The organism is Streptomyces clavuligerus, assembly GCF_005519465.1.
In the GTDB taxonomy this organism is placed as follows: domain Bacteria; phylum Actinomycetota; class Actinomycetes; order Streptomycetales; family Streptomycetaceae; genus Streptomyces; species Streptomyces clavuligerus.
The window spans coordinates 1687824-1714632 of record NZ_CP027859.1; the positions used below are offsets into that span (position 1 = coordinate 1687824).

Annotated in this window: 24 protein-coding genes and 1 pseudogene; 13 read left to right on the plus strand and 12 right to left on the minus strand. The window is 70.0% G+C overall.

The features are described from left to right. The first annotated feature begins 1094 nt into the window (after nt 1-1094). The 9 genes and pseudogenes from CRV15_RS35240 (at nt 1095) to CRV15_RS35280 (ending at nt 12478) form a co-directional block, all read left to right on the plus strand. Nucleotides 1095-5168 (plus strand): amino acid adenylation domain-containing protein, encoded by a 4074-nt coding sequence (locus CRV15_RS35240; protein WP_003963722.1) that lies wholly within the window; start codon nt 1095-1097, stop codon nt 5166-5168. Between the two features lie 41 nt (nt 5169-5209). Next, a complete protein-coding gene (locus CRV15_RS35245) occupies nt 5210-6115 on the plus strand; it encodes a DMT family transporter (protein ID WP_003952691.1) in 906 nt (301 codons plus the stop codon). Further along, nucleotides 6115-6762, plus strand: a complete 648-nt coding sequence (gene epsC, locus CRV15_RS35250) for a serine O-acetyltransferase EpsC (protein WP_003963723.1) — start codon at nt 6115-6117, stop codon at nt 6760-6762. The genes CRV15_RS35245 and epsC overlap by 1 nt, the downstream gene beginning before the upstream one ends. A 22-nt stretch (nt 6763-6784) precedes the next feature. Beyond that, on the plus strand, nt 6785-7747 hold the full coding sequence (cysK, locus tag CRV15_RS35255) for a cysteine synthase A (RefSeq protein WP_009999660.1): 963 nt from the start codon (nt 6785-6787) through the stop codon (nt 7745-7747). 12 nt (nt 7748-7759) lie between these two features. Beyond that, nucleotides 7760-8995, plus strand: a complete 1236-nt coding sequence (locus CRV15_RS35260) for a questin oxidase family protein (protein ID WP_003963724.1) — start codon at nt 7760-7762, stop codon at nt 8993-8995. 328 nt (nt 8996-9323) lie between these two features. Beyond that, the gene (locus CRV15_RS35265; RefSeq protein ID WP_003963726.1) at nt 9324-9770 is read left to right on the plus strand and encodes a peptidase inhibitor family I36 protein; all 447 of its coding nucleotides are present in this window, start codon (nt 9324-9326) and stop codon (nt 9768-9770) included. Nucleotides 9771-10177: 407 nt separating this feature from the next. Then, on the plus strand, nt 10178-11512 hold the full coding sequence (locus CRV15_RS35270; RefSeq protein ID WP_003952698.1) for a DUF1214 domain-containing protein: 1335 nt from the start codon (nt 10178-10180) through the stop codon (nt 11510-11512). Between the two features lie 37 nt (nt 11513-11549). Beyond that, nucleotides 11550-11678 (plus strand): annotated as a pseudogene (locus tag CRV15_RS35275) (DUF1254 domain-containing protein); the annotation flags it as partial. A gap of 122 nt (nt 11679-11800) precedes the next feature. Further along, nucleotides 11801-12478 carry a DUF1214 domain-containing protein gene (locus CRV15_RS35280; RefSeq protein ID WP_003963727.1) on the plus strand — a complete coding sequence of 226 codons (678 nt, stop codon included), beginning with the start codon at nt 11801-11803 and terminating at the stop codon, nt 12476-12478. 174 nt (nt 12479-12652) lie between these two features. Here the strand turns inward: CRV15_RS35280 and CRV15_RS35285 are convergent, their stop codons facing one another. The 3 genes from CRV15_RS35285 to CRV15_RS35305 form a co-directional block, all read right to left on the minus strand. Then, entirely contained in the window at nt 12653-13435 is a 783-nt protein-coding gene (locus CRV15_RS35285; protein WP_003952700.1) for an oxidoreductase, read from the minus strand. A 525-nt stretch (nt 13436-13960) separates the two neighbouring features. After that, nucleotides 13961-15379, minus strand: coding sequence for a DEAD/DEAH box helicase (locus CRV15_RS35290; protein WP_003952701.1), 1419 nt, complete (start codon nt 15377-15379; stop codon nt 13961-13963). A gap of 693 nt (nt 15380-16072) precedes the next feature. After that, the gene (locus CRV15_RS35305) at nt 16073-16918 is read right to left on the minus strand and encodes an SAM-dependent methyltransferase (protein WP_003952704.1); all 846 of its coding nucleotides are present in this window, start codon (nt 16916-16918) and stop codon (nt 16073-16075) included. A gap of 470 nt (nt 16919-17388) precedes the next feature. Here CRV15_RS35305 and CRV15_RS37265 point away from each other — a divergent pair, with 470 nt between their 5' ends. Beyond that, entirely contained in the window at nt 17389-17829 is a 441-nt protein-coding gene (locus CRV15_RS37265) for a peptidase inhibitor family I36 protein (protein ID WP_009999665.1), read from the plus strand. 249 nt (nt 17830-18078) lie between these two features. Here the strand turns inward: CRV15_RS37265 and CRV15_RS35315 are convergent, their stop codons facing one another. The 5 genes from CRV15_RS35315 to CRV15_RS35335 form a co-directional block, all read right to left on the minus strand. After that, on the minus strand, nt 18079-18498 hold the full coding sequence (locus CRV15_RS35315) for a peptidase inhibitor family I36 protein (RefSeq protein ID WP_003952706.1): 420 nt from the start codon (nt 18496-18498) through the stop codon (nt 18079-18081). A 396-nt stretch (nt 18499-18894) separates the two neighbouring features. Continuing rightward, nucleotides 18895-19335, minus strand: a complete 441-nt coding sequence (locus CRV15_RS35320) for an Ig-like domain-containing protein (protein ID WP_003963730.1) — start codon at nt 19333-19335, stop codon at nt 18895-18897. Nucleotides 19336-19379: 44 nt separating this feature from the next. Then, nucleotides 19380-19811: a peptidase inhibitor family I36 protein gene (locus tag CRV15_RS35325; RefSeq protein ID WP_003952708.1), complete on the minus strand. Its 432-nt coding sequence runs from the start codon at nt 19809-19811 to the stop codon at nt 19380-19382. Then, entirely contained in the window at nt 19808-20434 is a 627-nt protein-coding gene (locus CRV15_RS35330) for a hypothetical protein (protein ID WP_230864279.1), read from the minus strand. Before CRV15_RS35330 ends, CRV15_RS35325 begins: the two co-directional genes overlap by 4 nt. Then, nucleotides 20422-20916 (minus strand): hypothetical protein, encoded by a 495-nt coding sequence (locus CRV15_RS35335; RefSeq protein WP_009999670.1) that lies wholly within the window; start codon nt 20914-20916, stop codon nt 20422-20424. Before CRV15_RS35335 ends, CRV15_RS35330 begins: the two co-directional genes overlap by 13 nt. A gap of 649 nt (nt 20917-21565) precedes the next feature. On the opposite strand from CRV15_RS35335, the gene CRV15_RS35340 reads away from it, so the two are divergent. After that, complete coding sequence (locus CRV15_RS35340) at nt 21566-22150, plus strand: hypothetical protein (protein ID WP_009999671.1); 585 nt, start codon at nt 21566-21568, stop codon at nt 22148-22150. 110 nt (nt 22151-22260) lie between these two features. On the opposite strand, the gene CRV15_RS35345 is transcribed toward CRV15_RS35340, so the two are convergent. Beyond that, nucleotides 22261-22563 (minus strand): carbohydrate-binding module family 14 protein, encoded by a 303-nt coding sequence (locus CRV15_RS35345; RefSeq protein ID WP_009999672.1) that lies wholly within the window; start codon nt 22561-22563, stop codon nt 22261-22263. A 417-nt stretch (nt 22564-22980) separates the two neighbouring features. Here CRV15_RS35345 and CRV15_RS37270 point away from each other — a divergent pair, with 417 nt between their 5' ends. Together CRV15_RS37270 and CRV15_RS35360 are read left to right on the plus strand one after the other, a co-directional pair. Beyond that, nucleotides 22981-23256 (plus strand): alpha/beta hydrolase, encoded by a 276-nt coding sequence (locus CRV15_RS37270; protein ID WP_009999673.1) that lies wholly within the window; start codon nt 22981-22983, stop codon nt 23254-23256. Nucleotides 23257-23963: 707 nt separating this feature from the next. Then, on the plus strand, nt 23964-24410 hold the full coding sequence (locus CRV15_RS35360) for a peptidase inhibitor family I36 protein (RefSeq protein ID WP_003952715.1): 447 nt from the start codon (nt 23964-23966) through the stop codon (nt 24408-24410). 354 nt (nt 24411-24764) lie between these two features. Here the strand turns inward: CRV15_RS35360 and CRV15_RS35365 are convergent, their stop codons facing one another. From CRV15_RS35365 to CRV15_RS35375, 3 genes are all read right to left on the minus strand, one after another. Beyond that, entirely contained in the window at nt 24765-25655 is an 891-nt protein-coding gene (locus CRV15_RS35365; protein WP_003952716.1) for an NmrA family NAD(P)-binding protein, read from the minus strand. Continuing rightward, nucleotides 25652-26155, minus strand: coding sequence for a hypothetical protein (locus CRV15_RS35370; RefSeq protein WP_003963732.1), 504 nt, complete (start codon nt 26153-26155; stop codon nt 25652-25654). Before CRV15_RS35370 ends, CRV15_RS35365 begins: the two co-directional genes overlap by 4 nt. Nucleotides 26156-26268: 113 nt before the next feature. Next, on the minus strand, nt 26269-26787 hold the full coding sequence (locus CRV15_RS35375; protein ID WP_003952718.1) for a MarR family winged helix-turn-helix transcriptional regulator: 519 nt from the start codon (nt 26785-26787) through the stop codon (nt 26269-26271). Between the last annotated feature and the right edge of the window lie 22 nt (nt 26788-26809).

Sequence of the window (26809 nt, forward strand, 5' to 3'; positions counted from 1 at the left end):
CCGTTCGTCCTGGTCAGTGAGTGAGGCCGGTGGCGGAACGCGGGGTGGGAGGAAAGGGCCGGATATCGACGGGGCGCTGAACCCCTGAGCACGACCTGCCATCTCCCAGGCCGATAGGAGCGGCAACCGCTCAGGGGACCGTCCGTGCGCCGCCCAGCCCGGCAGCAGGACACCTCCACGGAAGAAGCGGGGCCGACGGGGGAGGCTTGATCGTGAGCAGAGAGAACCATCCACAGACCCGGGGGACCCCGCGGACCACGAGCGCGCGCTCGCGGTCACGGTGGCTCACCGCCGTACTCGCCGTCCTGAACTCGATGGTGGCCCGGCTCACCGTTCTGTTGCCCGCCGTGCCGGTGCGCGCCGTGAACGGTGACGGCGCCTCACCGTTCACGGTACCTGCGCCACCTGCCTCAGGGACGGCTCCGACAGTGGCTCCCGGCGGAGACCGGAGACCGGGCGGGTGCCGCAGGAGGCCGACTCCGGGCCGCCCGCTGCCGCGCCGGAGGGTCACCAGACCGGTCCCGTAGGGCCACCGGTACCAGCCAGGACATCGGGGCCGTTGGCCGAGTGAGCCTGGCGACACCGCCGAACACCGCCGACACCGCTGACGCACCGGCCGTCGGCCGGCGCACGCCGCCGGGCCCGCACCGTCGGCGGGCGCGTCCGCCGCTCGGCCCGCGGTGCGGGGTACCCGGTCCGGAAACATCCGCTGTGACGACGTCCAGCACCTCCCCGGCGAGGTCCGACGACCTCCCGCCGGGTCACAGTCCACGCCGACGGGGTTCCCGCCTGTCGGCGTCAGGGCCGATCGAGTCGGCCCGCGCGACGGGGTCCTTACGGCCTCGGCGCCCGGAAGGACCGCACGTCCGTGTGGTTCGCCGGGGTGCTCAGGGGAAGCAGCAGCGATCGGCTCCCTTCCGGCTCCTTGATGTCTCTATCGGACCCGGGGAAATTTATTTCCGGCCCGATGTGACGTGCTGAACCACGTCACTGCGATGTGCCGGTCGGCCCTGCGCTGTGAATCGCTGATCGCCAGGTACTTCTGAGTGACCCCCACACCGGAACATGCTGATCTCCACAGAAGAAGAGAGACCATGCACGCCACAGTGCTCAATCAATCCGCCAGAGAAGTATCGGACCGGAAATGCCTTCCTGACCTGCTTCGGGAACAGGCGCTCCGGCATCCGCACGGTACAGCGGTCGTTCATGACGACGAGACTCTCACCTTTCGCGAACTCGTCGAGCACGGCTCGGAACTGGCCGTGTATCTGCGGTACCTCGGTGTGAAACCGGACGACTGCGTCGGCGTGTTTGTCGAACCGTCGACGGAACTGATGACAGGTGTCTGGGGAATCCTGTTCTCCGGCGGCGCGTATCTGCCCCTGTCACCGGAGTACCCCGAGGAGCGGCTGCGCTACATGATCGAGGATTCCGGCACAGAGGTCATCCTCGCGCAGCGGGGACTCGCGGAACGCCTTGCCGGGCTCGTTCCGCGAGGGACCAGGATCATCACCCCGGACGACGCGGACGCATTCACACGACGGCGTACCGGGGAAAGCGGGTACGGGCCCCTGGACCTCCGTCCGCACCATCTGGCCTATGTCATCTACACCTCAGGCAGTACAGGAAAGCCGAAAGGCGTGATGATAGAACACCGGAGTGTCGTCAACCAGTTGGAGTGGCTGGCTTCCGGGCTCGGGGTGAACCGCGGGACGACCGTGCTCCAGAAGACACCCATGAGTTTCGACGCGGCGCAGTGGGAGATCCTGGCCCCCGCGTGCGGCAGCAGGGTCGTGATGGGCGGTCCCGGTGTGTACCGGGACGTCGAGCGGCTGATCGAGACGATCGTGCGCCACGGCGTCACCGCGTTGCAGTGCGTGCCCACGCTGCTTCAGGCGCTCGTGAGCACGGACGAGTTCGCCCTGTGCACCTCCCTCACGCAGATCCTCAGCGGCGGTGAGGCGCTGTCGAGGAGCCTCGCCGCGAAGTGTGTCGAGGTGTTGCCCCACTGCGAGCTGGTCAACCTGTACGGCCCGACCGAATGCACGATCAACACCTCGGCGTATGTCGTCGACCCGGCCGCCGTCGGGAACGGTCCGGACGCGATCTCGATCGGTACCCCGGTGGCCGGTACGCGGTACCACGTCCTGGACGACCAACGGAACGTGGCCGCGGTGGGGGAGACCGGCGAACTGTACATCGGCGGCGTCCAACTGGCGCGCGGATATCTGCGGCGGCCGGAGCTGACCGCGGAACGATTCGTCAGCGATCCGTTCGTACCCGGTGGCCGCCTGTTCCGCAGCGGTGATCTCGCCTACCGGAACGCCGACGGCACGGTGCAGTTCGTCGGCCGCCTCGACAATCAGGTGAAGCTCCGGGGTTTCCGGGTCGAACTGGACGAGATCAGGGTGTCGATCGAGAACCACGACTGGGTCAGGAGCGCGGCGGTGGTGGTCCGCGACGACCCGCGCACCGGGTTCCAGAACCTCGTCTCCCTGGTCGAACTCGACCCCGGGGAAGCGGCCCTGATGGACCAGGGCAACCACGGCGCGCACCACCAGTCCAAGTCCAGCAGGCTCCAGGTGCGCGCCCAACTGACCAACAGCGGGTGCCGGGACCCCGAGGAGATCGACGGCAGGGCCGTCGTCGAGCTGCCGGGCGGCGTGGCCACGCCGCGGCAGCGGCGGCAGGCGTTCGCCCGCAAGACCTACCGGTTCTACGAGGGCGGCGAGGTGACCAAGGCCGACATCCTCGAACTGCTGGCGGAACGATTCACCGGCGCGCGGTCCCGCGAGGTGGGCGCGGTCGGCCTCACGGAGCTGGGCGAGATCCTGCGCCACTTCGGTCAGCACACCAGCGACCAGCGATTGCTCCCGAAATACGGCTACGCGTCACCGGGATCGCTCTACGCCGCGCAGCTGTATGTGGAACTGGACCGGATCGGCGATCTGGCGCCGGGCTTCTACTACTACCACCCGGTGCGCCATCAACTGGTGCTGATCACCCCGAAGGGCGGCGCCGCCCCGGCGGCACGGATCGTGATCCACTCCGTGGGGAAGCGACGGGCGATCGAGCCGGTCTACAGGAACAACATCCAGGAGGTCCTGGAGATCGAGACCGGCCATATGGTCGGCCTGTTCGAGGCGGTTCTCCCCGGCCATGGCCTGACCGTCGTCGACAGTGACCACACACCGGCCGTCATGGACAGCCTGGACTGCGCCGCCGAGGACCACTACCTGGGCAGCTTCGGGATCGGCCCGTGCACGACCGCGCTGGACCTCCCGCTGGACCTCTATGTGCAGGCCCACCCGGGCGGAATCCCCGATCTGCCCGCCGGTCAGTACCGTTACCACGAGGGCGGGCTGGAGCCGGTCTCCGGCGAGCTGATCCAGCGCAGGCACGTCATCGCCATCAACCAGCAGGTCTACGACCGGGCGCGCTTCGGGATCTCGGTGATCAGCAGGACCGAGCAGGTCTGGAGGCGCTATGTCGATCTCGGCCGTGCGCTGCAACACCTCTCCATGAACGAGCTGAACCTCGGCTTCATGTCCTCGGGGTACAGCTCGAAATCCGGCGCGGACCTGCCGTCGGCGAAACGGCTGGAGACCGTGCTCACCGGTGCCGGACTCCGGGGCGGTCCGTCCTACTTCTTCGTCGGCGGACGGGTCAGCGACGAGCAGAAGCGGGCCGAGGACATGAAGGAGGACACGGTCCATATGAAGGGGCCGGCGGAGCTGATCAGGGACGACCTGGCGGGCACCCTCCCCGACTACATGATCCCCAACCGGGTCGTGGTGCTGGACAAGCTGCCCGTCACCGCGAACGGAAAGATCGACAACGCGGCGCTGGAGGGGTTGGCCGAGAGCGCCCTCACCCATGACGACCGGCCGTTCGTCGCGCCGCGGACCACCATCGAGCGGCGGATGGCCGAGCTGTGGAAGGCGGGTATGAAGCGGGACGTGGTCTCGATCCACGACGACTTCTTCGCCTCCGGCGGCAACTCGCTGATCGCGGTCAGCCTGATCAACAAGATCAACCGGGAACTCGGCAGCTCCCTCCCGTTGCAGGCGCTGTTCGAGGCGCCCACCATCGAGAAGCTGGCACTGCGAATACGGGGGAGGGCCACGGATGGGATATCGAGGCTGGTCCCCCTGCACGGCGCGGACACCGGGAACCCCGTCTACTGCTGGCCCGGCCTGGGCGGCTACCCGATGAACCTGCGGCTCCTGGCCGGACGCACCGGCCTCGACCGGCCGTTCTACGGACTACAGGCGCACGGCATCAACCCCGGTGAACAGATCTACCCGACCCTCCAGGAGATGGCCGCGCGGGACATCGAGGAGATCCGTCGGCGTCAGCCGGAGGGGCCCTACACCCTGTGGGGCTACTCCTTCGGCGCACGGGTGGCTTTCGAGGCCGCCCACCAGCTCGAACGGGCCGGGGAGCGGGTGGAGCACCTGTTCCTGATCGCGCCCGGTTCGCCCGAGGTCGACGCCCCCGGCGGCGTCGACCTCGCCTACCGGGACCAGGCGTATGTGACGATCCTGTTCTCCGTCTTCGCGGGCCGTATCACCGGTCCGGAACTGCGCGCATGCCTGCGCGTCGCCCACGACGACGACAGTTTCGCCGCGTTCGTCAGCGCCACATTCCCGCATCTGGACATCGAACTGGTGAAGCGGATCGCCGCGGTGGTGCACCGCACCTACACCTTCACGTACGAGTTCCACGAGCTCGCGACGCGGCGGATCAGCGCACCCGTCACCCTCTTCAAAGCCACCGGCGACAACTACTCGTTCATCGAGAACAGCGTGGGATATTCGGTCGCCCGACCGCGTGTGGTCGAACTGGAAGCCGACCACTACGGCATGCTCAGGGAGCCGGACGTCGATGAACTGGTGACAGCGATCCGTGATCGCCTGCAAAACGGCAACGGGGGAGACACCATGCCGCACATCAACATCAAGTATTTCTCGGACGCACTCTCCGAGGAACGGCAGTCCCAACTGGTCGCCGAGGTGGCCAGGGCCGTCAGGGCCGCGTTCGACTGCGACGAGGGCGTTGTCTCGATCGCTCTGGAACCGGTCGACAAGGAGGTGTGGAACGACCGCGTCTACGTTCCGGAGATCGCCGGCCGGAAAGAGTTACTGCACAAGTCACCGAACTACTGAGCAGGAGAACGAGAAACAATGATCCATGAGGGAGAGATGCGATGAGCGGCGCGTCCGTACTCCGGTTCTTCCTGTTGGCCCTGTTGTGGGGCAGCAGCTTCATGCTGATCAAGGTCTCCCTGGACGGGCTGGCCCCCGACCAGATCGTGCTCTCCCGGCTGATTCTGGGGGCGGCCGTACTGGCGGTGACGGCCGCGGTGCGCAAGGTGCGCCTCCCCGGCTCCGCCAGGATCTGGGGCCATGTGGCCGTGGCCGCCCTCTTCGGCAACGTCATCCCGTTCCTGCTGATCTCCTACGGTGAGCGGACCACCGGAGCCGGCCTCGCCGGTGTACTGATCGGTATCACTCCGCTGCTCACCCTGGCCCTGGCCACCGTGGCGCTGTCCACCGAGCGGGCCACGCCGCGCAAGGCCATCGGCCTGGTGGTCGGCTTCCTCGGTGTGGTGCTGGTCATGGGGCCGTGGTCCGACGCGGGCGGTTCGCTCGGCGGGCAGTTGGCGTGCGTCGGCGCAGCGGCCAGCTATGCCTGCGGGTTCGTCTATGTGCGCCGGTTCCTCTCCTCCCGGGGCATCGCCCCGCTGGCACTGGCCGCGTCGCAGCTCATCGCGGCCACCGCGCTACAGGCCATCGCCACCCCGTTCCTGACCTGGCACACCCCGGAGCTGTCGGGCAAGGTCGTCGCCAGCATCGTCTGCCTCGGAGTGTTCAGCACCGGCCTGGCCTATGTGCTGTACTTCCGGCTCATCGGTGATGTGGGTGCCACCACCGCGTCCGCGGTCAACTACGTGGTCCCCGTCGTCGCCGTGGTGGCCGGTGTGCTCCTGCTGGGCGAGCCGGTGACCTGGAACCTGGTCCTCGGCGGACTGGTCGTCCTCGCCGGAGTCGGATTCGCGGAGGACCGCGTCAAACAACTGCGCCGCGACCCGTCGTTGTCGGAGGCGTCGTGATGGGCGCCCGCGGGCTGTACCGCACGGCGATGGCCGACCTGGACATGATCCGGGAGCGCGACCCGTCGATCCTCTCGCGCACCGAGGCGCTGCTGCACCCGGCGGTGGTGGCGATCTGGGGCTACCGGGTGGCGCACCGGACGCATCTGCGCGGTCTGCGCCGGACGGCCCGGCTGATGTCCACCGTGGCCAGAGTGGTCTCGGGCGGGATCGAGATCCACCCCGGCGCCCGGATAGGCCGCCGGTTCCTCATCGACCACGGCACCGGTGTGGTGATCGGGGAGACCGCGGTCATCGGCGACGACGTCACCATCTTCCACCAGGTGACGCTGGGCTCGGTCGGCTGGTGGCACGACCAGGGCCGGCCCGAGGGGACACGCAGGCACCCCGAGGTGGGCGACCGGGTGGTGATCGGCGCCAACGCCACCCTGCTGGGTGCGATCACCGTCGGCCCGGACGCGGTGATCGGCGCGCAGGCGCTGGTCATCCGGGACGTGGCCAGTGGCGCGAGAGTCCTGGCGCCCATCGCCGAACCCCGGCCCCGCCGCACCCACCGGACCCAGAACCACCGGCGTCGTGCGCCCGTCGCGGCCGACAGGGCACGCCGGGACCACGACAACACCTCCGTCACCTTTCCCACCTGGTGACCCACCATCCGAAAGAGGCACTGTGCTGACGTCGACCAAGCGGCCACCGGCCGCCTCCCTGGAGCACCTGATCGGCGGCACCCCGATGGTCCGGCTGGATCTCGGCGCCGCGGACAGCACCACCACCGTCTACGCCAAGCTGGAGATGGCGAACCCGCTGTCCAGCGTCAAGGACCGCGTCGCCCTCCAGATGATCGAGGCCGCCGAGGAACGCGGACTGCTGCGCCGGGGCGAGGGCACCGTCGTGGAGGCGACCTCCGGCAACACCGGCATCTCGCTGGCCGCGCTGTGCGCGGCCCGGGGCTACCGGTGTGTGATCGTACTGCCGGACAACGCGACCAGCGAACGGGTCCAGCTCCTGCGCGCGTTCGGCGCGGAGATCGTCAGGACCCCGCACGAGCAGGGGTATGTGGCCGCGATCGAGAAGGCCGAGCAGATCCACCGCGAGCGGCCCGGCTCCTGGTTCGCCTGCCAGCACGAGAACCCCGACAACACCCGGGCGCACTACGCCACCACGGGACCGGAGATCTGGCGCGACACCGACGGAACCGTCGATGTGCTGGTCTGCGGCGTCGGCACCGGCGGAACCCTGTCCGGCACCGCCCGCTACCTCAAGGAGCAGAACCCCGCGGTCCGGGTGGTGGCGGTTGAGCCGGAGCGCTCACCGGTGCTCAGCCAGGGCTGGGGCGGGCTCCACCGCATTCCCGGCCTCAACGGCGGCTTCGTCGCACCGACCACCGACGCCGACGTGATAGACGAGGTGCTCACCGTCTCCGACGACGACGCCTTCGCCGCCGCCCGGGGACTCGCACGCACCGCCGGCCTGCTGGTCGGCGTCTCCTCCGGGGCTGCCGCGCACGCCTGCCGGACACTCGTGGCGCGACCGGACCACGCTGGGAAGACGCTGGTGACGCTGTTCCCGGACACCGGAGAGCGCTATCTGTCCTGGTTGCAGGAAGCCGACGACGACAAGAGCGAGAAGTGAGCCCGAGTGACCATGACTGATCTCCCCGTGGTCGACCGGTTGCTGAACGACCGGACCCACTACATCGAGTTCAACAGCGACCCCGGCCTGACCGGTCCGGCGTTCCCCGCCGACAGGCTGCTGCCGTCCGCCAGGCACCTCAGCAACCACGCCAAACACGCGGTCATCGCCCTGGCGGGTCTCGGCGCACCGCCGGACACGATCGAGGCGTACTACCGCACCTACACCTCGCTCACGCCCTACGGCTACGCCCTGGAACCGGCGAGGGTCTCGCGGCAGGCCGTCTCCGAGGAGAACTGGGAGCAGTTCGTCGGCGCCCGCCTCCACTTCGCGGACTACTGCGACTTCTTCGACCGGCGAGAGCGGGAGATCGGCCTCGACGAGCTGCTGCGACGCTATGTGCCGAGGCTGCTGCCCGGCTGGGCCGGTGCCTTCACCCACGCCACCATCCACCTGGGCTGGGCATTGGACGCGGGAAACCGCTGGATGGCCATCGAGGGCCTCGCCTACCTGGCTTTCTCCTATGTCTCGTGCCACCCGGAGCGGGCGGCCCCGCTGCTCGACGACCCCTTCGGGGACGAGCGCGCGGTGGACTCGCTGCTGCGCGTCGCGGGCGCGTGGGAGGACGATCACGAGACGCTTCGGCAGTGGGCCGAAACGCTGGTGGCCGACACGAGCCCCGACGCGACCGCGGGCATACATCCCGCCCTCGCGGGGCTCCAGTACCGGATCGCCCGAGTACTCGGCGAGGGACACCCGTTGATCCACCGGACGCCCGCCTGGACCGATGGGCGGGACGACTCCGAGATCTGGGAGCAGTTGTACTACGCCGTCACCCTGGTGTATCTGGCGACGCCCGGAGACTTCGTCGCCCTCCATCTGATCACCTCGCTCCACGCGATGGAGGAGATCACCGCCCGTCTGCCCGACGACCAGCGTCGACACGCCGTCACCTGCTACTGGACGGGAATCCTGGGCATCCTCTTCTCCCGCGCCGAGTTTCCGAGCAGGACGAACCTGGCTGAGCTGCACGCACGTTTCGAGAAATCCTTCGACAGCGCCATGGACACGGCGAAGGACGAAGAGTGGGAACGGAATGCCGCCCGGGCGATCGGCCAGGTCGAGGAGCACAACCCCAAACTGGTCTATGTGCTCCGACGGGTCTGGAAGAGGAGCCGCCGCCGCTCCGTCTACCGTGTTGCGGCCGGTCACTTCACTCCGACACCCGAGGCGCTCAGGGCGGCGTGACGGCCACCGAGGCCGGGGGAGCGGACGCACGGAGCCCCTGCGGACGCATGGAGCGCCTGTGCTGCTCCCGTTCTCGTGCTCGGTGACACGCGTCGGCCCCATGCCCGGGTGGGGCAGCCGGGGGGTCCGTCCCCGGCTGCCCGTGTCCTTGAGCGGGTGGCTGGTGTTGCCTGGTTCTGGTGGACTCCGGTACCGGCAGGGCGCTGGTTGCCTTCAGCGACCGGTGTGAGGGTGGGGTGTGAGGGCGCTCTGCCTCGGTGTGCAGGTTTCGGGGCAGGGCTTCTCACTCGTCGCCTTGGTGTACCACCGATCGGAGGACAAGATCCCCATGATGTGCAAGAGGGCTGCTCGAAGCAGGGCGGTCGCCGCTCTGTCGATGCTCGCCGCCGGTGTGCTGACCGCGATGGCCGCCGCGCCCCCGGCGGTGGCGATGTCGGGTCCGGGGGGCCGGGTGGCGCTGGTGGCGCCGATGTCGGAGAGATCGGGGATGAAGGACTGCGTCGCGGGCAAGTTCTGCTTCTGGGAGGACCGGGACTTCTGGGGCTGGCGGTTGTCGACGACCGGCAGTGTGTCCTATGTCGGTGACTTCATGAACGACAAGATGACGTCGTTCTACAACAACACCAACTATTGGGTCAATGTGTACCGCGACGCGAACTACGTCGACTGCCTCTTCTCGACCTGGCCCAAGGGTCGGTCGGAGGGGCTGCCGGACGAATACAACGACAAGGCGAGTTCACTGCTGCTCATGACGGACTCGTCGGGGATGTGCTGACGCCGCCGCCGTCCCGGCGGTGTGGGCCCGGATCTGATGGCGGGTGTCCGGGGGCGGACCTGTCTGTCCGGCGGGCCCGTCCCCGGAGTGCGCCTCAGCGTCCGGTACATGGTCGGCGGTCCCTGTCCGGCTGGAACACGCCATCGCCTCCCAGGCCGTCGGTCCGGTGCGCGCCGGTGCGTCGGAGCGGTGCGGCGCTGGTCAGTCATGGTGAAGATTCCGGTGATCTGGTGTCGGTTCCGTAGCGAACCGGACAGAGCGGCGCCAGTTCGACAGGTGTTCGGGTTTGTCGTGGCCGGTCCGGTTGGTAGCCCCGCCACAGGCTCGACCGGCGTTCGGCGCACACGGGCACGTGGGGCGCGGGAGCACGGGACCCGAGGCACGGACCGGGATCAAGGGGAGGAAACATGGGCGACGTCCAGGAGTCGGTGGTGCGGGCGCGGGCGTTTCAGGCGGTGGTGTGGGGGATGCCGGCGGTGAACTACCGGCTGATGTACGACGCCGCCGTCGGAGCGGGGATGGGCGGGGAGAACCAGATCCTGTGGTGGCCGGGGCTGATGGACTGGCGGAACCAGAGCCTGACCCCCAACCCCGACGTGATCTATCTGATGCCGTTCTTCACCACCGAGAACGGACCGGTGGTGCTGGAGATCCCGCCCGCCGACGACACCCACAAGATCAACGGCAGTGTCATGAACTACTGGCAGGCCGCGATCGAGGACGTCGGCCCCGCCGGACTCGACGCCGGAGCAGGCGCCAAGTACCTCATCCTCCCGCCCGGGTACACCGACCCCGTACCCCTCGGTTACACCCTGCTCCAGAGCGACACCTACCGGGGCTACGCGCTCCTTCGCTCCATCCCGGCAGGCCAGAGCGACAGCGAGATCGCTGACGCCGTCGCGTACGCCGAGAAGATCGCCCTGTACCCGTACACCCCGGACGGTGTCACCGGGACGACGGTCCGGGTGGATGGGCTCGACAGACCCTATGACGCGGCGATCCGCTACGACGCGTCGTTCTTCGAGACCCTCAACACCGTGGTGCAGGCCGAGCCCTGGCTGGAACGGGACCGTTCCATGATCGACCAGCTCGCGTCCCTCGGCATCAGCCGGGGCCAGACCTACGCCCCCGACCGGGCGACCCTGGACGCCCTCACCGCCGGGATCGGCGACGCGAAAACCTGGCTGGACGAGCGCTACCAGGCTCTCTTCGAGGCCCCGTACTGGCCCGGCACGCACTGGACCATGCCCGCCATGCCCGACTTGATCACCTCCACGGCGAACGGATTCAGTGTCCCCGGCGCGTACCCGGTCGACGACCGCGGCCTGGCCTACACCTTCGCCTTCTTCTCCTCCCGCCACCTCGGCAAGGGCCAGTCCTATCTGATGGCCATCGCCGACCAGAGCGGTCAGGGCTTGGACGGCACCAAGAACTACCGGCTCACCGTCCCCGGGAACGTTCCCGTCGCCCAGTACTGGTCACTCACCGTCTACGACGCCACCACCCACACCTTCGTCCAGAACTCCCCCCGGCTCAGCTACTCCTCCCTCGCCGAACCGGACGCCGACCCGGCCGCCCCGGTCGACCTGTACATCGGCCCCGACGCCCCGGCCGGTGTACCCGAGACCCACTGGATCCCCACCCTCGGCACCGCCTCGTTCGAGGTCATGTTCCGCCTCTACGGTCCCCAGCAGGCGTACACCGACAAGACCTGGGTCCTCGACGACCTCCAGCGCCTGTGAACACCGCCGAGCCCTCGTCCATGCCCTCGGCCCCGACATGAAGATCGTCGTCCGCCTCAACCTGGACACCCTCTACTCCCAGGCGTGGCTCGACCTGACCGCCGAACCCCTGGTGCTGTCCGTCCCCGTCATGGACGACGACCCGGCCCACCCGCGGTACTGGCTGATGCAGACGCTGGACTTCTGGACCAACACCGTCCAGGACCCCACCCCAGCAGCTACATCCCGCCGGACGGCACCTACGACCCGAACCTTCCCACCGCCGCGCCCGCCGACCAGATCGCCGACATGGACGGCCCCGCCTTCTTCACCCGTCTCAAGACCCTCCTCACCGCCACCCCGCCCAGCCCCCCGGACGCCGTCACCACCGGCCAGAACACCATCGCCACCTGGACCCAGCCCCCCACGACCAACGGCTGGAACCTCACCACCACCGACATCGGCACCTACGGCACCGACTACGGCCAACGCGCCTACATCGCCCTCACCGCCCTCGGCGCCAACCTCCCGAACGACGCCCTCTACCCCTCCACGGCCGCATCGGCGGACGCCGGCCCCCACACCCTCGCCTTCCCCGCCGACCAGCTCCCGCCCGTCAACGCCTTCTGGTCCCTCACCGCCTACGACGAACAGGGCTTCCTCATCACCAACACCCCCGGCGTCTACTCCATCGGCCACCGCACCCCCACACCCGTCCCGAACGCCGACGGCTCCCTCACGCTCCACATCCAGTACGAGAAGCCCGCGGACTCCGTACCCACCGCCAACTGGCTGCCCATCAACAGCACCGGAACCTTCACCCTGATGCTGCGCCTCTACGCACCGCAGGCGGACCAGATCATCCCGACGGCCATCTGGACACCCCCGCCTCTCACCCCGGCCACCGGCACAAGCCGCACCGGTGCGCCGGGAACGACTGCGGCCACCGGTCCCGGAGCGGACGGGGCTCAGTCGGTGAGTCCGTAGGGGTCGGCGAGGAACTGAGAGATCTCCGCCTCGCAGGGCAGGAGTTCCGGGAGCCGTGCCGCGAGGGCGGCGCGGGTCGTGTCGACGAGGGCGCTCCGGGAACCGGGCCTGGTCCAGCGGGCGCGCCGACGGGCGGAACGGCCGGGAGGACGCGGGAGATTCGGGCTCCCCGGTTCAGAGCGCCGTGAGCGCGCCGCCGTCGATGAGGTGGTCCGCGCCGGTGAGGTTTCCGGCGGCGTCGGAGAGGAGGAAGACGATCAGGGCCGCGACTTCCTCAGGTTCGGTGATACGGCCGGTGGCGATGCCGAAGTCCTGGGGCAGCCGCTGGAAGAAGGTGGCGTGGTCGAGCCCGGACTGTGCCGCGACCGCGCCGCCCAGGGCGTCGGGGGACGCCCAGATGAAGGTGTTGACCGCGCCGGGGGAGACGGTGTTCACCCGTACACCCTGGGGGCCGAACTCCCGGGCCAGGGCCTTCCCCAGCGAGGTGAGGGCCGCCTTGGCCGCGCTGTAGGCGACCAGGCCGTCGGTGGGCTCCCGGGCGCTGATGGACGAGACGTTGACGATCGACCCGCGGCGTTCGATCAGGCTGGGCAGCGCGGCGCGGGTGGCGCGGACGGCGCTCAGCAGGTTGAGGTCGAGGATGCCGGTCCAGTGGGCGTCGTCGCTGTCCAGGAAGCCGACGGGCGCCAGGCCGTCCCCGCCGCCGACGTTGTTCACCAGAAGATCGATGCCGCCCAGTGTGTCGAGGGCGCCGCTGATCAGGGTGGCGACGCCTTCGGGGGTGCTCAGGTCGGCCGACACGGTGTGCGCGCCGGTCTCCTGGAGTTCGGGGGTGATGGTGCGGGCGGCACCGACGACGCGGACGCCTTCGGCGGTCAGGGCCCGGACGGTGGCGAGTCCGATGCCCCGGCCGGCACCTGTGACGACCGCTGTCTTCGAGGCGAGGTTGAGATCCACGGGACTCCGATTCTCGAACGGTGAACACGTGATGAGGAGGGGTACTTCAGGCAAGACGGGCCGCAGTTCGGTGCAGGCCGATCTTCGCGCCCGGCAACCGAAAAGTCCATCGCGGACTCCGCGACGCCCGCAGGAGAGGCGGGGCCCCGCAACCGTTCCGGCAGCAGGGCTCCCAGGACTGCGACATCGCGTCCGAACGTGATCCGCCGGCCGTCCTCGTTCAGCGCCCGGACGGTGACCCGGTACGGGCGGGAACACATCGGACGGCAGGCTCGTTGCCGCGGCTGCCGTTTCCGGCAGCCATGGCGACACAGCCGGTGGGCCCGGCAACAAGGGAGGCAGGGAGGCAGGGTAACGCCGGTATCGTCAGCGGCTGCGCATCGCCTCTTCGAGCAGGCCGCGGACCCCCCCGACGCTCCTCCGCTTACACGGAGCCTGCCTCCCTGCCGAGACTGATCGAAGAGAGACTGTGGATACCCCTCCCCGTCTCCCGACCACCGCGGCGTATACCGCCCGTACCGCCCGTCAGCGGGCCTTGCGCACTCGGCTGGCCTTGCGGGCCTCCGCCATCCTGCGGGCCTCCGCGGCCTTGCGGGATTCCTTCGGCGGGCGGCCCGTCTGGGTGCCCAGACCCCGGAACGCCGCGTTGCCGGTCTTCGTCCGGTCCTGGACCGGAGGCCGCTTCGCGCCCGTGATGCTGGTCAGTTTCTCCTCGCCGGAGCGAACCTGGGTGACCGTGGGCCGGATACCGGCGTCCGACATCATCCGGTTCACGTCCCGGCGCTGGCCGGGCGTGACCAGCGTGACCACGCTGCCGGACTCCCCGGCACGCGCGGTGCGCCCGCCGCGGTGGAGGTAGTCCTTGGCGTCGGCGGGCGGATCGACGTTGACCACGAGGTCGAGGTGCTCGATGTGGATGCCACGGGCGGCGACGTTGGTGGCCACCAGCACCGTGAGCCCGCCGTCCTTGAACCGGGCCAGCGTGTGCGTGCGCTGCGGCTGCGACTTCCCGCTGTGCAGAGCACCCGCCTGTATGCCACTGCTCCGCAGATGGCGGGTGAACTGGTCCACACCGTGCTTGGTGTCCAGGAACATCAGCACCCGCCCGTCCCGGGCCGCGATCTCGGTGGCTGTCGCGTACTTGTCGGCGGGATGGACGTTCAGCACATGGTGCTCCAACGTCGCGACCGAGCCCTCCGCCCGGTCGACCGTGGCCGGTACCGGCTCCGTCAGATAGTGCCTGACCAGGTGATCGACGTTGCGGTCGAGCGTCGCGGAGAACAGCAGCCGCTGCCCGCCCGGAGGCATCCGGTCCAGCGCCTCCGAAACCTGCGGCAGGAATCCCATGTCGCACATCTGGTCCGCCTCGTCCAGCACCGCGATCCGCACCCGGTCCAGATGGCAGTCCCGCCGGGCGACAAGATCGGCCAGCCGTCCCGGCGTCGCCACCACGACCTCGGCACCGGCCCGGAGCGCCGCCACCTGCCGGTTGATCGCCAGCCCGCCGACCACGGTCGCCGTCCGCAGCCCGAGCGCCTCCGCGTAGGGAGCCAGCGCCTCGCTCACCTGCTGCGCGAGTTCCCGTGTCGGCACCAGGACCAGCGCGAGAGGGCGCTTCGCCTCGGCGCGCAGGCCCGCGGTACGGGCGAGGAGTGCCAGCCCGAAGGCGAGCGTCTTTCCCGAGCCGGTCCGTGCGCGGCCGAGGATGTCCCGGCCTGCCAGTGCGCTCGGCAGGGTGGCCGCCTGGATCGGGAAGGGGTCCCGTACGCCGAGCCGCGTCAGCGTTCCCATCAGCTCGACCGGCAGTCCCAGCTCCGCGAAGGACCCGGCCGGTGGGAGGCCGGGCGTCGGTGTCCCCGGTACCGAGAGCTCGCCCCGGAGGGCCCTCTCCTGGTCCTGCCTGCCGGGTCCGGAGCGGCCGGAGGTCGGCTGCTTCGCGTTCATGGGGTCCATCCTCGTTTTGGTGCCCTGTACGGACCAGGGCCCGTACCTTGTCCGGCACAGGCCCAGGCTGTCTGCGAGCGTGCCCCGATTTTACCAGCGCGGGCCTCGCGCCCGCCGTCCCCCGATCCGCTGGAACCACCTCCCCGCCCCGGAGCGCCGATCGCACCGTCGTCCTCGACCACGGACACCTCGCGGATGAGGGCGACCACCACCGGCTGATCCACCAGAACGGGGCCTACGTCACCCTGTGGAACGCACAGGCCACGCACTGCACAACCACCTGACTGCACTGCGGGAGGGACATGATCGACGGCCTTCGGCCTGCCGCTCGGGCACGGACGGCGTCCGTGGTCGGGCCCGCGGGCGAGCTGATCCGGTGTCCGAGCCGGGTGACGCGTCCGCCTGGCCGTTCCCCCCGGGCCGCGGGGACGTGGCGGACGGCCGGCCGCGCGGCCCGGGGACCGGCCGGCTCCAGGCTCGCCGCGTCGGTGTTCTGCCGCATCGCCGCCGGCCTCGTACCCGCGCCGGTACCCTGCACGGCGGGCTCGCCGTGCTCCTGGACGACGGACGAGCACACCGGAGGGTTCGACGGCGCCCGCGCCTGCCTCGCGGACCCGGCCGCGGCCCGCCCGGCGGGGGTGATGATCTTCGGGATCGCGGCGGGCCTGCCGCTCCGCGCCGCATGGGCGGGGTTCATGGCTTTCGCGCGACGGCACCGGCGATGCACCGCTGGGCTGCGTTCAGCGGCTTGAGCTGCGGTCCGTCCGGCCACCAGTCGGCGCACCGCACCAGACCCGGGTCGACCAGGTCCAGGCCGTTGAACAACTCCAGCAGTTCGTCCCTCGTGGAGAAGGTGCCACTGCCCAGCATGCTGTGCAGGAACATGTCCTCCATCTTCCGGGCGGTGTCGCTGTACTCGTCCTCCGGGTCGAGGAAGTGGCTGATCGCCACGTAGGAGCCGGACGGCAGCGCGTCGGTGCAGGCGCGCACGATGTCCTTGCGGGAGCGTGTGTCCTCGCCGTTGTAGTGGTGCAGCGTGCCCAGGTGCAGCAGGGCGATCGGCTGGTTCCAGTCGAGCTCGGACCGTACGACCTCGTTCATCAGCAGTGTCTCCGGCTCGAAGATGTCCTCGGAGACGAAGAAGGTGTTCTCGCTGTCCTCCAGCAGCGCCCGGCTGTGGGCCAGGACCGTGGGGTCGTTGTCCACGTAGACGACCCGCGACTCCGGGTTGATCCGCTGCACCACCTGGTGGGTGTTCTCCGCGGTCGGCAGCCCCGATCCGCAGTCCAGGTACTGGGTGACGCCTGTCTGCCGGGCCAGGAACCGGCAGACGCGGATCAGGAAGGCGCGGTTCTCGACGGCCAGGTCCGCAGCCTCCGGCGCGACTTTCTGCACGCCCCGGACCACCGCGCGGTCGACCTCGTAGTTGTCCTTGCCGTTGAGGAAGGCGTCGTACACCCTGGCGATACTGGGCTTTGTCGTGTCAACGGACGCGGGCACGGGCACGGGCACGGGCTCATCGGGCGTCGCACCGGACATGGGGCACCTCACTGTCGGTCTCGACGGGGGGACGGGCAGCGCGGCACGGCGGTGCCGCTGCGTGGCGAAAGGGGCCGGATGTGGTCAGTGGACTCTAGATCCGTGCAGGCGCCGCATACAGCCGTGATAGCCGGTAACGGGCAGATCCCACTCGTTCGTGCGACGCGCAGCACCAGCACGGCGACGGAGTGGAGCGGCAGAGCGGGGAGTCGGTCCAGACGTTCGACGCGTTCACCGTGTATCCCGAATCCGGGTCCGGCCGCTGCACCACCGGCCCCGGCCGTTGCGACTCCACAGACCCCCCGCGGCATCCGTATGGCGTGAATTCCCTGGTTCCGGGCGACCCGGGTACGAGCGGACCCTGGCTGACCGCGCTGCGCCGGGGGAAGGTGGCACCCGGCCGCTGCGAGGCCGACCCGCTCCCCCCAGCCGGAGCACGACCGACGCGGCCGACGAGAGGATATGCGCCCATGTCGTACCCAGCGCACAGCACAGAGGGAAGCCCCCGGCGGCGGACCGGCCGCCGACGGGCCGTCCGGGTCAGGTCGGCGGTCCTCGGGGCCGCGCTCGCCGCCACCCTGTCCATGGGAGTGGTGACCGCGCCGCAGGCCGCCGCCGGGAATCCGTATCTCTGCCCGCAGTCGAACTTCTGCCTCTGGGAGCACGCGGACTACGACGGCGTCATGCTCGCCGCGGTGGTCAGCATCCCCCAGGTGAGCTCCTATATGAACGACAGGGGCAGTTCGTACTGGAACCGTACGGGCAGTTGGGTCACCCTGTACCGCGACATCCACTTCCAGGGCGGTTGTCTGATGGGCTCGATCGGCCCTCAGGACAGTGCGACGGTCGTTCCTGCACATGTCAACGATCAGACATCGTCCATCGGGTTCTCCCGCGAACGCGTCTGCTAGGAATTCCTTCAGAGGCGGCAGCCCCAACGGGCTCCCGCGCGGCCTCCGGGGATCGCCGTCGAGGAGACCACCACCTGGCCATGCCTGTCCTCGCAGGGAACGAACTCGAACCCGGAATCGGTGACCTCGTTCCCGGACACCTGCCTGCCCGGCCCCGGCCCCCGGCCGTGGCGGGACCCGCAGGTCCCGCCACAGCGGATGGCTGTCGCCGCTCATTCCCGCCCTGGATGCGGTCTTGGAGGGCAGGCTTCAGCAGGCGGGGGTGGGGTTGATGATGTAGGAGGACATTCTGTCGTTGAGGTTTCCGGGGAGCAGGGTGGAGGACCCGCCCGGCGGGATGGACAGCATGCAGCCGCCGCCGTAGTTGGCGTCGTAGTAGAAGTTGACGTACCAGCTGGTGCGGTTCCAGTACGAGCTGGCCTTGTCGTTGAAGTCCGTGCCGACGTAGGACACGTTCCCCTTCGACATGAGGTACGCGCCTTCCTGGTTGGCGTCGGACCAGACGCAGAACCAGACGGCCCGGCAGATGGAGGGGTCCGCCGCGGCCACTGGGGCCTGGACGGTTCCGGCGGCGAAGGCGGCCGCGAAGGCGCCCGTGATGGCCGCCAGGCGTAAACGGGTGCTGCGCCGGGTGTTCCGTCGCGGGGTGCGGCGCGTGATCTGTCGCATGGGGGAGATCCTTTCGTCGGTTCCGTGTCTGTGGCAGGTGCTGCCATCTCTCTCTACGGGGCCGAACGGCTACGGGTTCGATATCCGGGCCACTCAGTCCGCAGGGCGGTGGCCGACCTCTCCATCCGTAAGATACGAGTGCGGATAGCAGCCCTTACGCAGTGTTGTCCTGGTGTCTCACCGTCTCACCGTCGAGGTCTGCCGACATCTGCGCACGGAGGCCGGCACCTCGGACAAGGCCCCGGGAGACCCCGGCATCGCTTCCTACGGCCACTCCAGCCCTGGCTTCGGCGGCACGCAGGCACCCTGTGGATCTCCGTCGGCTTTCGGGCAGACAGCGGTGTCCCCGCCCGTGGAGCAGGGCGGGGACACCGGGAGACGACGGGTACCGGGCGGTCAGGAGACGGTGATCTCGAAGGCGGTCTGTGCGTTGCGGTCGACGACGGCCGTGACCAGGAACCGTCCGGCGGCGGGGCCTGCGGTCAGGGCCGGGGCCTGGGCGGTCCCGTCGGCGCCGGTGCGTACGGTCGCGGTGGTGGCGCCGCCGGGAAAGGTGAGTTCGCCCGGGGTGGTGAAGGTGACGGGGACGTCCCGCACCGGCTGGAACGAGCCGTCCATGGCCTTCACGGTCAGGGCCTGGGGGACCTGCCGTCCGGTGGAGACGGTCTGTTCGTCACCGGCCACGGCCCGCAGATAGGTGACGGCCGGTGCCGACCGCTCGGCGGCGGCCGGGGTCCCGGTGGCGGCGGCAGGGGCGGGGACGAGAGCCGCGCCTGCCGCGAGAAGGGCGATGGCGGCGAGGGCGGTGCCCGCGCGCCTGCGGATGGTCGGAATCATGGGTGCCTCTCTCCGAGGAGTGCGTGCGAGGGAGGTGGGGCCGTTCAGCACGGGCGGAACGAGTACAGCGCGTCCCTGGTGGTGGGGATTCTGCCGCCCGCCGCGATCCTCGTCTGGGTGCCGCCGTAGTTGACCTGCGGGTAGGCGCAGTAGTCCAGGCTGGTGTTGTTGACCGCCGACAGGGCGCCGTAGAGGCGGTAGCCGTAGGTGGTGCTCAGCTCGCTGGTGTCGGGGATCTCGGTGCCCGGCAGCGCGGCCCAGGCGACGGACCTGTAGGTGTCGGCGTTGAAGACGCAGAGCCAGCCGGTGGGGCAGGGCGGGGCGTCCCCCGAGTCGCCGAGGATATGGACGCCCGGCGGGTTGGACGTCGCGGCGGCGGCCGGGGCGGCCGGGACCGTCAGCACGGCGGCGACGGCCGACACCAGCGCGGCCAGGGCGAGCCCCGGGCGGCGGAACGGAGCGGAGAACGCGGTCACTTGGCTGCCCCCTTGGCCGGAAGGTCCTCGGACCAGACCACCTTGCCGGTGCCGGGCACCGAGACGGTGACCGGGCCGACCTGCTGGTACCTGGGGGCGTTGGTGTCGCAGCCGAAGATGCGCTCGTAGTAGCCCCGGACCTTCATGTTCTCGATGCCGATGTAGACGGTGTAGCCCTCGTAGGCCCCGACGCTGTACTCGACCTCGGTCTGCCGTTCGACGCTGTTCTGGAAGGTGGTGGTGAAGCCGTACTTCGTCTTCAGAGCCGCCGACATGCTCGCGGCGAAGGCGTTGAAGCCGGTGGTGACCTCCACGCCGATTTCGACCGAGTGGGAGAAGGAACTGGTCGTGGTCGTCTTGGTGCGCTCGGTGTACTTCTTCGGAGTCCTGCTCAGACGGTTGTCGAACGTGAACCGCTCGGCGATGACCCGCTCCTGCTCCGGGGCCTGGGTCTGGACGAAGTGCCACTGGCCGTCGCACGCGACGTTCCCCGGGTCGGCCGCCGCCGGTCCGGCCGACGCCACGGTCAGCAACCCCGCGGCCAGGGCACCGGCGAGCGCCGCCGCCCCACTCCTGCGGATCATCCGCGGTCGGCGCGTGGACCGCATGCTCAGTACATCCATGCTGCCTTCTCCCACTTCAGATTCGTGGCCGCGGTGGGCGCGTCCTGGGTCCAGTACAGATGGGACTGCGGCGCCAGTTTCGGAAGAGTGACCTCGGCGGTCTCGCCCGGCTCCACCTGGCGCCAGATGATGTCGTACGTGCCCCGGATCGACTTGCGGCACAGCGCTTCCGACTGGTCCGTACCGGACTTGCCCTGGCAGTCGTAGACGACGGCCGACAGATCCCGGGCCAGCCGACCGGTGTTGACGAAGGACAGGTACAAGCCCTTCTGACCGGTGAGTTGGCAGAGCCGGATATCGCCGCCGGTCGCCGCGATGGTGCGCAGCGCCTTGACACAGCTCGGCGCGGCGGCCGGGGCCTGGGGGGCGGCCGTGGCTGTGGTGGCCGTGCTCAGAGTGGTGACACCGAGCAGCGCCATGAGCAGGGCGGCCACCGGACGGCCGCCATAGCGTGTCCGCATGACGGACAGCCAACGGGACATGAGTGATCTCCTCCATGAGTGAGGGGTCGGCACACGAGGGCGGGTACGGCGGATGCCCGGAACGCCGGTGCGCCGAGAAGGGGGCGAAACGGATCGGAGGGATGCCCGCCGCGTCGGGGCGGGCGCCGGGGTGTCTGCCGATGTTCGTCCGGCGCAGGGGGGGGTGGGGCTTCCGCCGTCGCGCGGACCGGGGGATGGGTGAGGTGGATCTGGCGGCTGGTTGGGCCGACTCCTGCGGCCGTGGACCGAGCGGAGCCGGATACGTCCGTCCTGGCCTCCGCAGTACTGGATCAGGACCGGACCTTGTACGTACATCCAGCATGAGAGCAGACGTGAACCGACAATCAAAGAATCAGTTGGTCTATCCACCTGTTCGGGCGACCGGCCGGTGCCGGAGATGACGAACCCGTGTTCCACGACACTCCGTCACCCGCCTCCACACGTCGGCAGGCTGTCCGCCCCTGCCCCAAGCGCGCCGACCCGGCGACGAGAGGAGCGGCCTTCCAACAGCGGGCCCGTCGCGCGGGGAACGTGCTGCGGCGGGGAGCACTACCGCTTTGAGTGGTTTACCTGCTCATCCGGTCGGTGAACGTCAAACGGCCTGTAGAACCGTGCTGTTCGATCTCTCCCCACTGTAGTGGAGGTTGTTATGGTTCTGCGTGCTCTGCGTCGTCCGCTGGCGGTCCCGGCGGTCCTGGCCTGTTCCGCCGCCTTGCTGGGTGCGTCGGGAGCGGCGACGGTGGCCGAGGCCGACGCCCCGGTGGTTGTGATCACCGACTGGTCGGCGGCGAAGACCGCGATCACGGCGACCTGTCCCCAGGGCACCCAGCTCGTCGGGGGCGGCTACGACTCCGAACCCGTGCACCTGGGCAACGGGGCCGTGGCCGACGCGGTCAACACCAACGCCCCCTCCGCCTCGAAGCCCAACAGCTGGGTGATCAAGATGGACCTGGGCCGGGCCAAGGCGATCGCCATGTGCAGCAAGGCCTCCGCGACGCCGCCCACCATCGTCACCTCCGCCTGGTCCGCCGCCAAGCAGGCCGTCTACGCGACCTGCCCGGCCCGCACCCAGCTGACCGGCGGAGGCTACGACTCCCAGCCCGTCCACACCGGCAACGGCGCCAATGCCGACACCGTCGCCACCAACGGCCCCTCGGCCGCCAAGCCGAACTCCTGGGTCGTCAGGATGGACCTCGGCAAGATCCAGTCCTTCGCCATGTGCGTCCCGGACTGAGCCCGGCACACACACCCGGACGTGCCGCGCCGCCCCGGGGGGGGCGCGGCACGTCCACTGGGGGAGAAGCCGTACACGGCCGTCGTCCCCAACCGCTGCCCCAGGGCTGATCAGCCGGTTTGTGGGGCCGCCGCCGGGACTGTCCCACCTGGGCGGGGTGTGGCGTAGACGCAGACGTTGAGGCTGTCGTCGAACTCCGTGCCGGGCGCGCAGTCCATGACGAAGAACGCGCCGAAGTCGTCGCACTGGAAGAACTTGGTCCGGTCCCCGGGGAAGGGACCGTAGTAGTCGCCTCCGCAGATGGGGTTGGGCTTGGCATGGGCCGCGGGGGCGGTCATGGTCAGGGGGACGAGGAGTACGGCCAGGGCCAGGGTGGCCCGGACGGCGACGCTCGCGACAGGTTTCATGCGCATGTGCTGCCTCTTCTCATGTGGTCCGAAAGCTGATCGGGCCCGTCGCCACGGCGTCCCGTCTCCGGTGCCGTGTCCGGCCCTGCCAGACATACGGGCTGGCCGTCGGCGGTTCGCCATCGGTCCGCCGGGGTTCACCCGACCGGCTCAACGACGCTTCCCGGCACCAGGAAACGGCCCTGCAACCTGCCGGGCGCCATCGTGATCCGCGAACGCTGTCCCTCCTGCCTTCGGCTGCCTCCCCGTCGCGCTGACCGGCGTCGTCCGGCAGACCTGCCGCACACCCCGGTCCGCACTGCCTACTCGGCAGGCATCGAGCGCGATAGGGACCGCGTCGGGCTCGCCGCCATCTACCGGCAGTTCCCCGGCCCCGCCGAGTTCCAGGACCCGACCGCACCCGGCCCTACCGCCCGATCGCCGTTGAACGCGTCGGCCGCCAAGCCCGCGCACGGCACCAGCGCACTCCAACTGTCCGGCCACCTCTACAAGGGCGTCACTCCCTACGCATGGGCCGAACAAGCCAGGGACGCCACCGGTGGCACCCTGCTGACCATGCTGGACAACGGCCATGCCTCCCTGCCCTCATCGCCCTGTGCCGAGAAGGCAGTCACCTTCTTCCGCACCGGACGGACGGCCGGGGGCACCTGCGGCGGCAGCGAACAGCCCGCACAGCGCCGGCCTGGCCCCGCCGCGTGATCCGTTCCGGCGCTGGGTGGGGCCTCAGGACAGGGGCTCTACCGCAGGGAGACGGAAGTGGCGTGGTCGTTGATCAGGCCGACCCAGTCCGCGGACCCGGTAGGTCGGCCCCGTGCGCGGAACCGCCGGAGCGGCACTTCGAGCCCATCGAGAGAATGGCGGACCGGCCGCCGTAGCGCCTGTGTTCGTACAGCACACCGCCGATGTACTCCGGAGGACCGGCGGCGGCACGCGCCTCACCCGAGGCGGTGGCGGGTGCGTTCAGGTGACTCACGGCCGTGACCGCTCTCCTCGGTCCTGTACCCGGTCGACGCCACCCTGGTACCGGAAGTGGTGGCGGGGCCCGAGCGGGTGGGCCGCTGTGCCGGTCAGGCCGCGGGCTCTGGCAGCGATGGGTTTCGGAGCGGGGGAGTGGTGTACCGGCTGGTGTGTCCGGCGGCAGGATGCCCGCGGCCGGAGTCCGTCTCGATGCGGGGAGCGCGGCAACGGGTGCCGACCGTGAGGATGACGCGCGGTTGCGGGGTGCCTGGAAATGAGTGGCTGGTGTTGCCTGGTTCTGGTGGACTCCGGTACCGGCAGGGTGCTGGTTGCCTTCAGCGACCGGTGTGAGGGTGGGGTGTGAGGGCGCTCTGTCTCGGTGTGCGGGTTTCGGGGCAGGGCTTCTCACTCGTCGCCTTGGTGTACCACCGATCGGAGGACAGGATCCCATGATGTGCAAGAGGGCTGCTCGGAGCAGGGCGGTCGCCGCTCTGTCGATGCTCGCCGCCGGTGTGCTGACCGCGATGGCCGCCGCGCCCCCGGCGGTGGCGATGTCGGGTCCGGGGGGCCGGGTGGTGTTGGTGGCGCCGATGTCGGAGAGATCGGGGATGAAGGACTGCGTCCGGGGCAAGTTCTGCTTCTGGGAGGACGAGAATTTCTGGGGCTGGCGGCTGTCGACGACCGGCAGCGTGCCCTATGTCGGTGACTTCATGAACGACAAGATGAGCTCGCTCTACAACAACACCGACTACTGGGTCACTGTGTACCGCGACGCGAACTACGTCGACTGCATGTTCTGGACCTACCCCAGAAGGGCGTACTCCGCGCTGGGCGACGAGTTCAACGACCAGGCGAGTTCAGTGCTACTCACGACGACGGCACCGGAGACGTGCTGACGCCGCCGCCGTCCCGGTCACCCTGGCCGGTGCCGGGCCTTTCCGCCCCGTCGCCCACCGCGCGGCCGTTCCACGACCATGGGGCACCCTCTCCCGGCGGATGACGGACAGCACCTCAAGACCCGGCCGGGCACATCAAGCACACATGAGGCTTGAGCAGGGCGAGCCGGCAGCGGCGACGATCAACGCGAGTAGCTTCGTACACCCCATCCAGTGCATCCGTTACAGCGGTCGGGGACGCCCCTGAACTGCGAAAACTCCATCCAGGTGGGTACAGCGGCAGGGCCTCGCAGGTGGGGCTGTCCGGCGGCAGCGGTTCGTCGATGAGGGATCAGCCCGGACCCGACGGAGGTGTCACATACTCAAGGGCGGTAGGGGTGCACGGGATTGAAAGCTCGGCAGGTTCTCCCGGACGAAGGCGTCGAGGGCGCGGGCCGGACGCCCCAGCAGGGCTTCGACGGTGCCGTTCGGGGACTCCGGCCGGGCGGCGGCGAGCTGCTGGATCTCCACCACATGACCGGCGAGCCACCCCGGCAGGCCCACCGTCCGGACCAGGTGCTCATGGAAGGCGGCGGGCGGCAGATCGATCACGCGGACGGGATGCCCCGTCAGCCCCGAGAGCAGCCGGGCCAGCTCCGGCTGCGTCCAGGCGCGCGGACCGGTGAGGATGTGGCGACCCCCCGCGAGCGCGGGCCGCAGCAGGATCGCGGCGGCGGCGTCGGCGATGTCCCGGACGTCGATGTAGTTGCAGGGCGCCCCGCCCAGCGAGCCGATGAGTACGCCTTCGGCGATCGCCGGAGCGCTCAGCAGCAGCTTCTGGAAGAAGGCGTAGGGCCGGAGCACGGTGCTCACCATGCCGGTGGCGGCCAGCCGGTTCTCGATGTGCCAGTGTCCCCGGGAGACGGCGACGGGCGAGTCCGGTTCGGCGGCGGGCGCGGAGAGTTTGACGACATGGCGCACACCGGACGCGGCCGCCGCGTCCACGACCGTGCTCTCGTACTCGGTCTGACGGGGGCCGTTGGCCATGGTGAGGAAGAGCTGTGTGGTGCCGGAGAAGGCGGCGCGCAGCGAGCGGGGGTCGGCGGCGTCCGCCCCGGCGATCTCGACGGGGGGCCGCGCCGGGCCGAGCGCGGCGCGCAGGGAGTCGGGGGTGCGGGTGACGGCCCGGCAGGGGATGCCGAGCGCGCTGAGTCTGCGGAGCAGGGCTCCGCCGGTGGCGCCGGTCGCGCCCATGACGGTGATCACTGCGGGATGCCTTTCACGGTTCGGGGTGCCGGTCGGCCGGGGACGGGAGACGGGACGGTGGCACGCCACCGCCAGGCGAGGACTCCGGCGGCGAGGGCGGCGGAGAGCGGCAGGTCCGTACGGAGCCGTCCGGGCCAGGCCGGATCGGGTACGGGGGTGTGGGACGGCAGCCATCCGGCGGCGAGCCAGCCAGCCGCCGCCGCGAGGACGGCGGCGAACGCGGCCACCCCGGCGGCGAGGGCGGGCCGGGGCACGGTCGCCGTCCACCGGGGCGGCCCGCCGGGCCGGGGCCGACCCCGTCGCCGGAGCCAGAGTCCGGTGGCGGCGGCCACCGCGGCGGAGGTGAGGCCGATGGAGGTGAAGGCGGCGAGAGTGAGTTCGGGGTCGCCCCGGAGGATTCCGCCGAGACCGGCGGTGAGGGAGGGGGCGAGATAGGCGACCGCGACCTCCCTGCGGAGGGCGAACGGCGGTGCGGTGGCCGGGGGCCGGTCTCTCATCATGCTGCTCCGGTATCGTCCGATGAAGGTAGTAAGGAAGCTAACTATTGGGTCGCGAGTACGCGGCGGTCGCACGGGGCGGACCGCCGGTTCCCTCTGGCCCGGGGACGGAAGGGCTAATCGGCCGTCAGTGCGCCGACCCCGCCCGTGATCCGCCCCAGCAGATCCAGGAACACGTCGCGCTCCTCGGCGCTCAAGGCGCCGACCAGCGCCTGGAGCCGGGCGAAGTGGTCCGCCGCCATATCGCGCAGCCGCCGGTCGCCGCGCGCCGTGAGGACGACGACCGCGCCGCGCCCGTCCTCGGCGGACGCGCGGCGGGCCACCAGCCCCTCCCGTTCCAGACCGTTCACCAGGCCGGTCACCGTGGCGCGCGAGACACCGAGGCTGCGCGCCAGCCGGGAGGGCGACTTCTCGCCGCCGCAGTCCTCCAGGTCGGCCAGCAGCCGGTACCGTCCGGTCGACAGCCCGAAGCGGGCGAAGTGGACCTCGGAAGCCCGGTCCAGTAGCGCCCCGGCGGCCATGAGCCGGGTCGCGACCAGCACCGCGCGGGGGTCGGCGGCCAGGCCGTACCGGGCGATCTGGCGGCGTGCCTGGTCCAGTGTGGGGGCGGTCGGCCCCGTCTGCTCCGTGCTCATAAAAACAAATATGGCAGCTAAC

What these genes read in the sequence shown, in the direction of transcription:
- CRV15_RS35290 (WP_003952701.1), bottom strand. Translation starts at nt 15,379, where the DNA reads ATGAACGCGAAGCAGCCGACCTCCGGCCGCTCCGGACCCGGCAGGCAG.
- CRV15_RS35375 (WP_003952718.1), bottom strand. Translation starts at nt 26,787, where the DNA reads ATGAGCACGGAGCAGACGGGGCCGACCGCCCCCACACTGGACCAGGCA.
- CRV15_RS35260 (WP_003963724.1), top strand. Translation starts at nt 7,760, where the DNA reads ATGACTGATCTCCCCGTGGTCGACCGGTTGCTGAACGACCGGACCCAC.
- epsC (WP_003963723.1), top strand. Translation starts at nt 6,115, where the DNA reads ATGGGCGCCCGCGGGCTGTACCGCACGGCGATGGCCGACCTGGACATG.
- CRV15_RS35240 (WP_003963722.1), top strand. Translation starts at nt 1,095, where the DNA reads ATGCACGCCACAGTGCTCAATCAATCCGCCAGAGAAGTATCGGACCGG.
- CRV15_RS35340 (WP_009999671.1), top strand. Translation starts at nt 21,566, where the DNA reads ATGGTTCTGCGTGCTCTGCGTCGTCCGCTGGCGGTCCCGGCGGTCCTG.
- CRV15_RS35280 (WP_003963727.1), top strand. Translation starts at nt 11,801, where the DNA reads ATGGACGGCCCCGCCTTCTTCACCCGTCTCAAGACCCTCCTCACCGCC.
- CRV15_RS35345 (WP_009999672.1), bottom strand. Translation starts at nt 22,563, where the DNA reads ATGCGCATGAAACCTGTCGCGAGCGTCGCCGTCCGGGCCACCCTGGCC.
- CRV15_RS35245 (WP_003952691.1), top strand. Translation starts at nt 5,210, where the DNA reads ATGAGCGGCGCGTCCGTACTCCGGTTCTTCCTGTTGGCCCTGTTGTGG.
- CRV15_RS35330 (WP_230864279.1), bottom strand. Translation starts at nt 20,434, where the DNA reads ATGGATGTACTGAGCATGCGGTCCACGCGCCGACCGCGGATGATCCGC.
- CRV15_RS35305 (WP_003952704.1), bottom strand. Translation starts at nt 16,918, where the DNA reads ATGTCCGGTGCGACGCCCGATGAGCCCGTGCCCGTGCCCGTGCCCGCG.
- CRV15_RS35360 (WP_003952715.1), top strand. Translation starts at nt 23,964, where the DNA reads ATGATGTGCAAGAGGGCTGCTCGGAGCAGGGCGGTCGCCGCTCTGTCG.
- CRV15_RS35370 (WP_003963732.1), bottom strand. Translation starts at nt 26,155, where the DNA reads ATGATGAGAGACCGGCCCCCGGCCACCGCACCGCCGTTCGCCCTCCGC.
- CRV15_RS35320 (WP_003963730.1), bottom strand. Translation starts at nt 19,335, where the DNA reads ATGATTCCGACCATCCGCAGGCGCGCGGGCACCGCCCTCGCCGCCATC.
- CRV15_RS35315 (WP_003952706.1), bottom strand. Translation starts at nt 18,498, where the DNA reads ATGCGACAGATCACGCGCCGCACCCCGCGACGGAACACCCGGCGCAGC.
- CRV15_RS35265 (WP_003963726.1), top strand. Translation starts at nt 9,324, where the DNA reads ATGATGTGCAAGAGGGCTGCTCGAAGCAGGGCGGTCGCCGCTCTGTCG.
- CRV15_RS35270 (WP_003952698.1), top strand. Translation starts at nt 10,178, where the DNA reads ATGGGCGACGTCCAGGAGTCGGTGGTGCGGGCGCGGGCGTTTCAGGCG.
- CRV15_RS37265 (WP_009999665.1), top strand. Translation starts at nt 17,389, where the DNA reads ATGTCGTACCCAGCGCACAGCACAGAGGGAAGCCCCCGGCGGCGGACC.
- CRV15_RS35335 (WP_009999670.1), bottom strand. Translation starts at nt 20,916, where the DNA reads ATGTCCCGTTGGCTGTCCGTCATGCGGACACGCTATGGCGGCCGTCCG.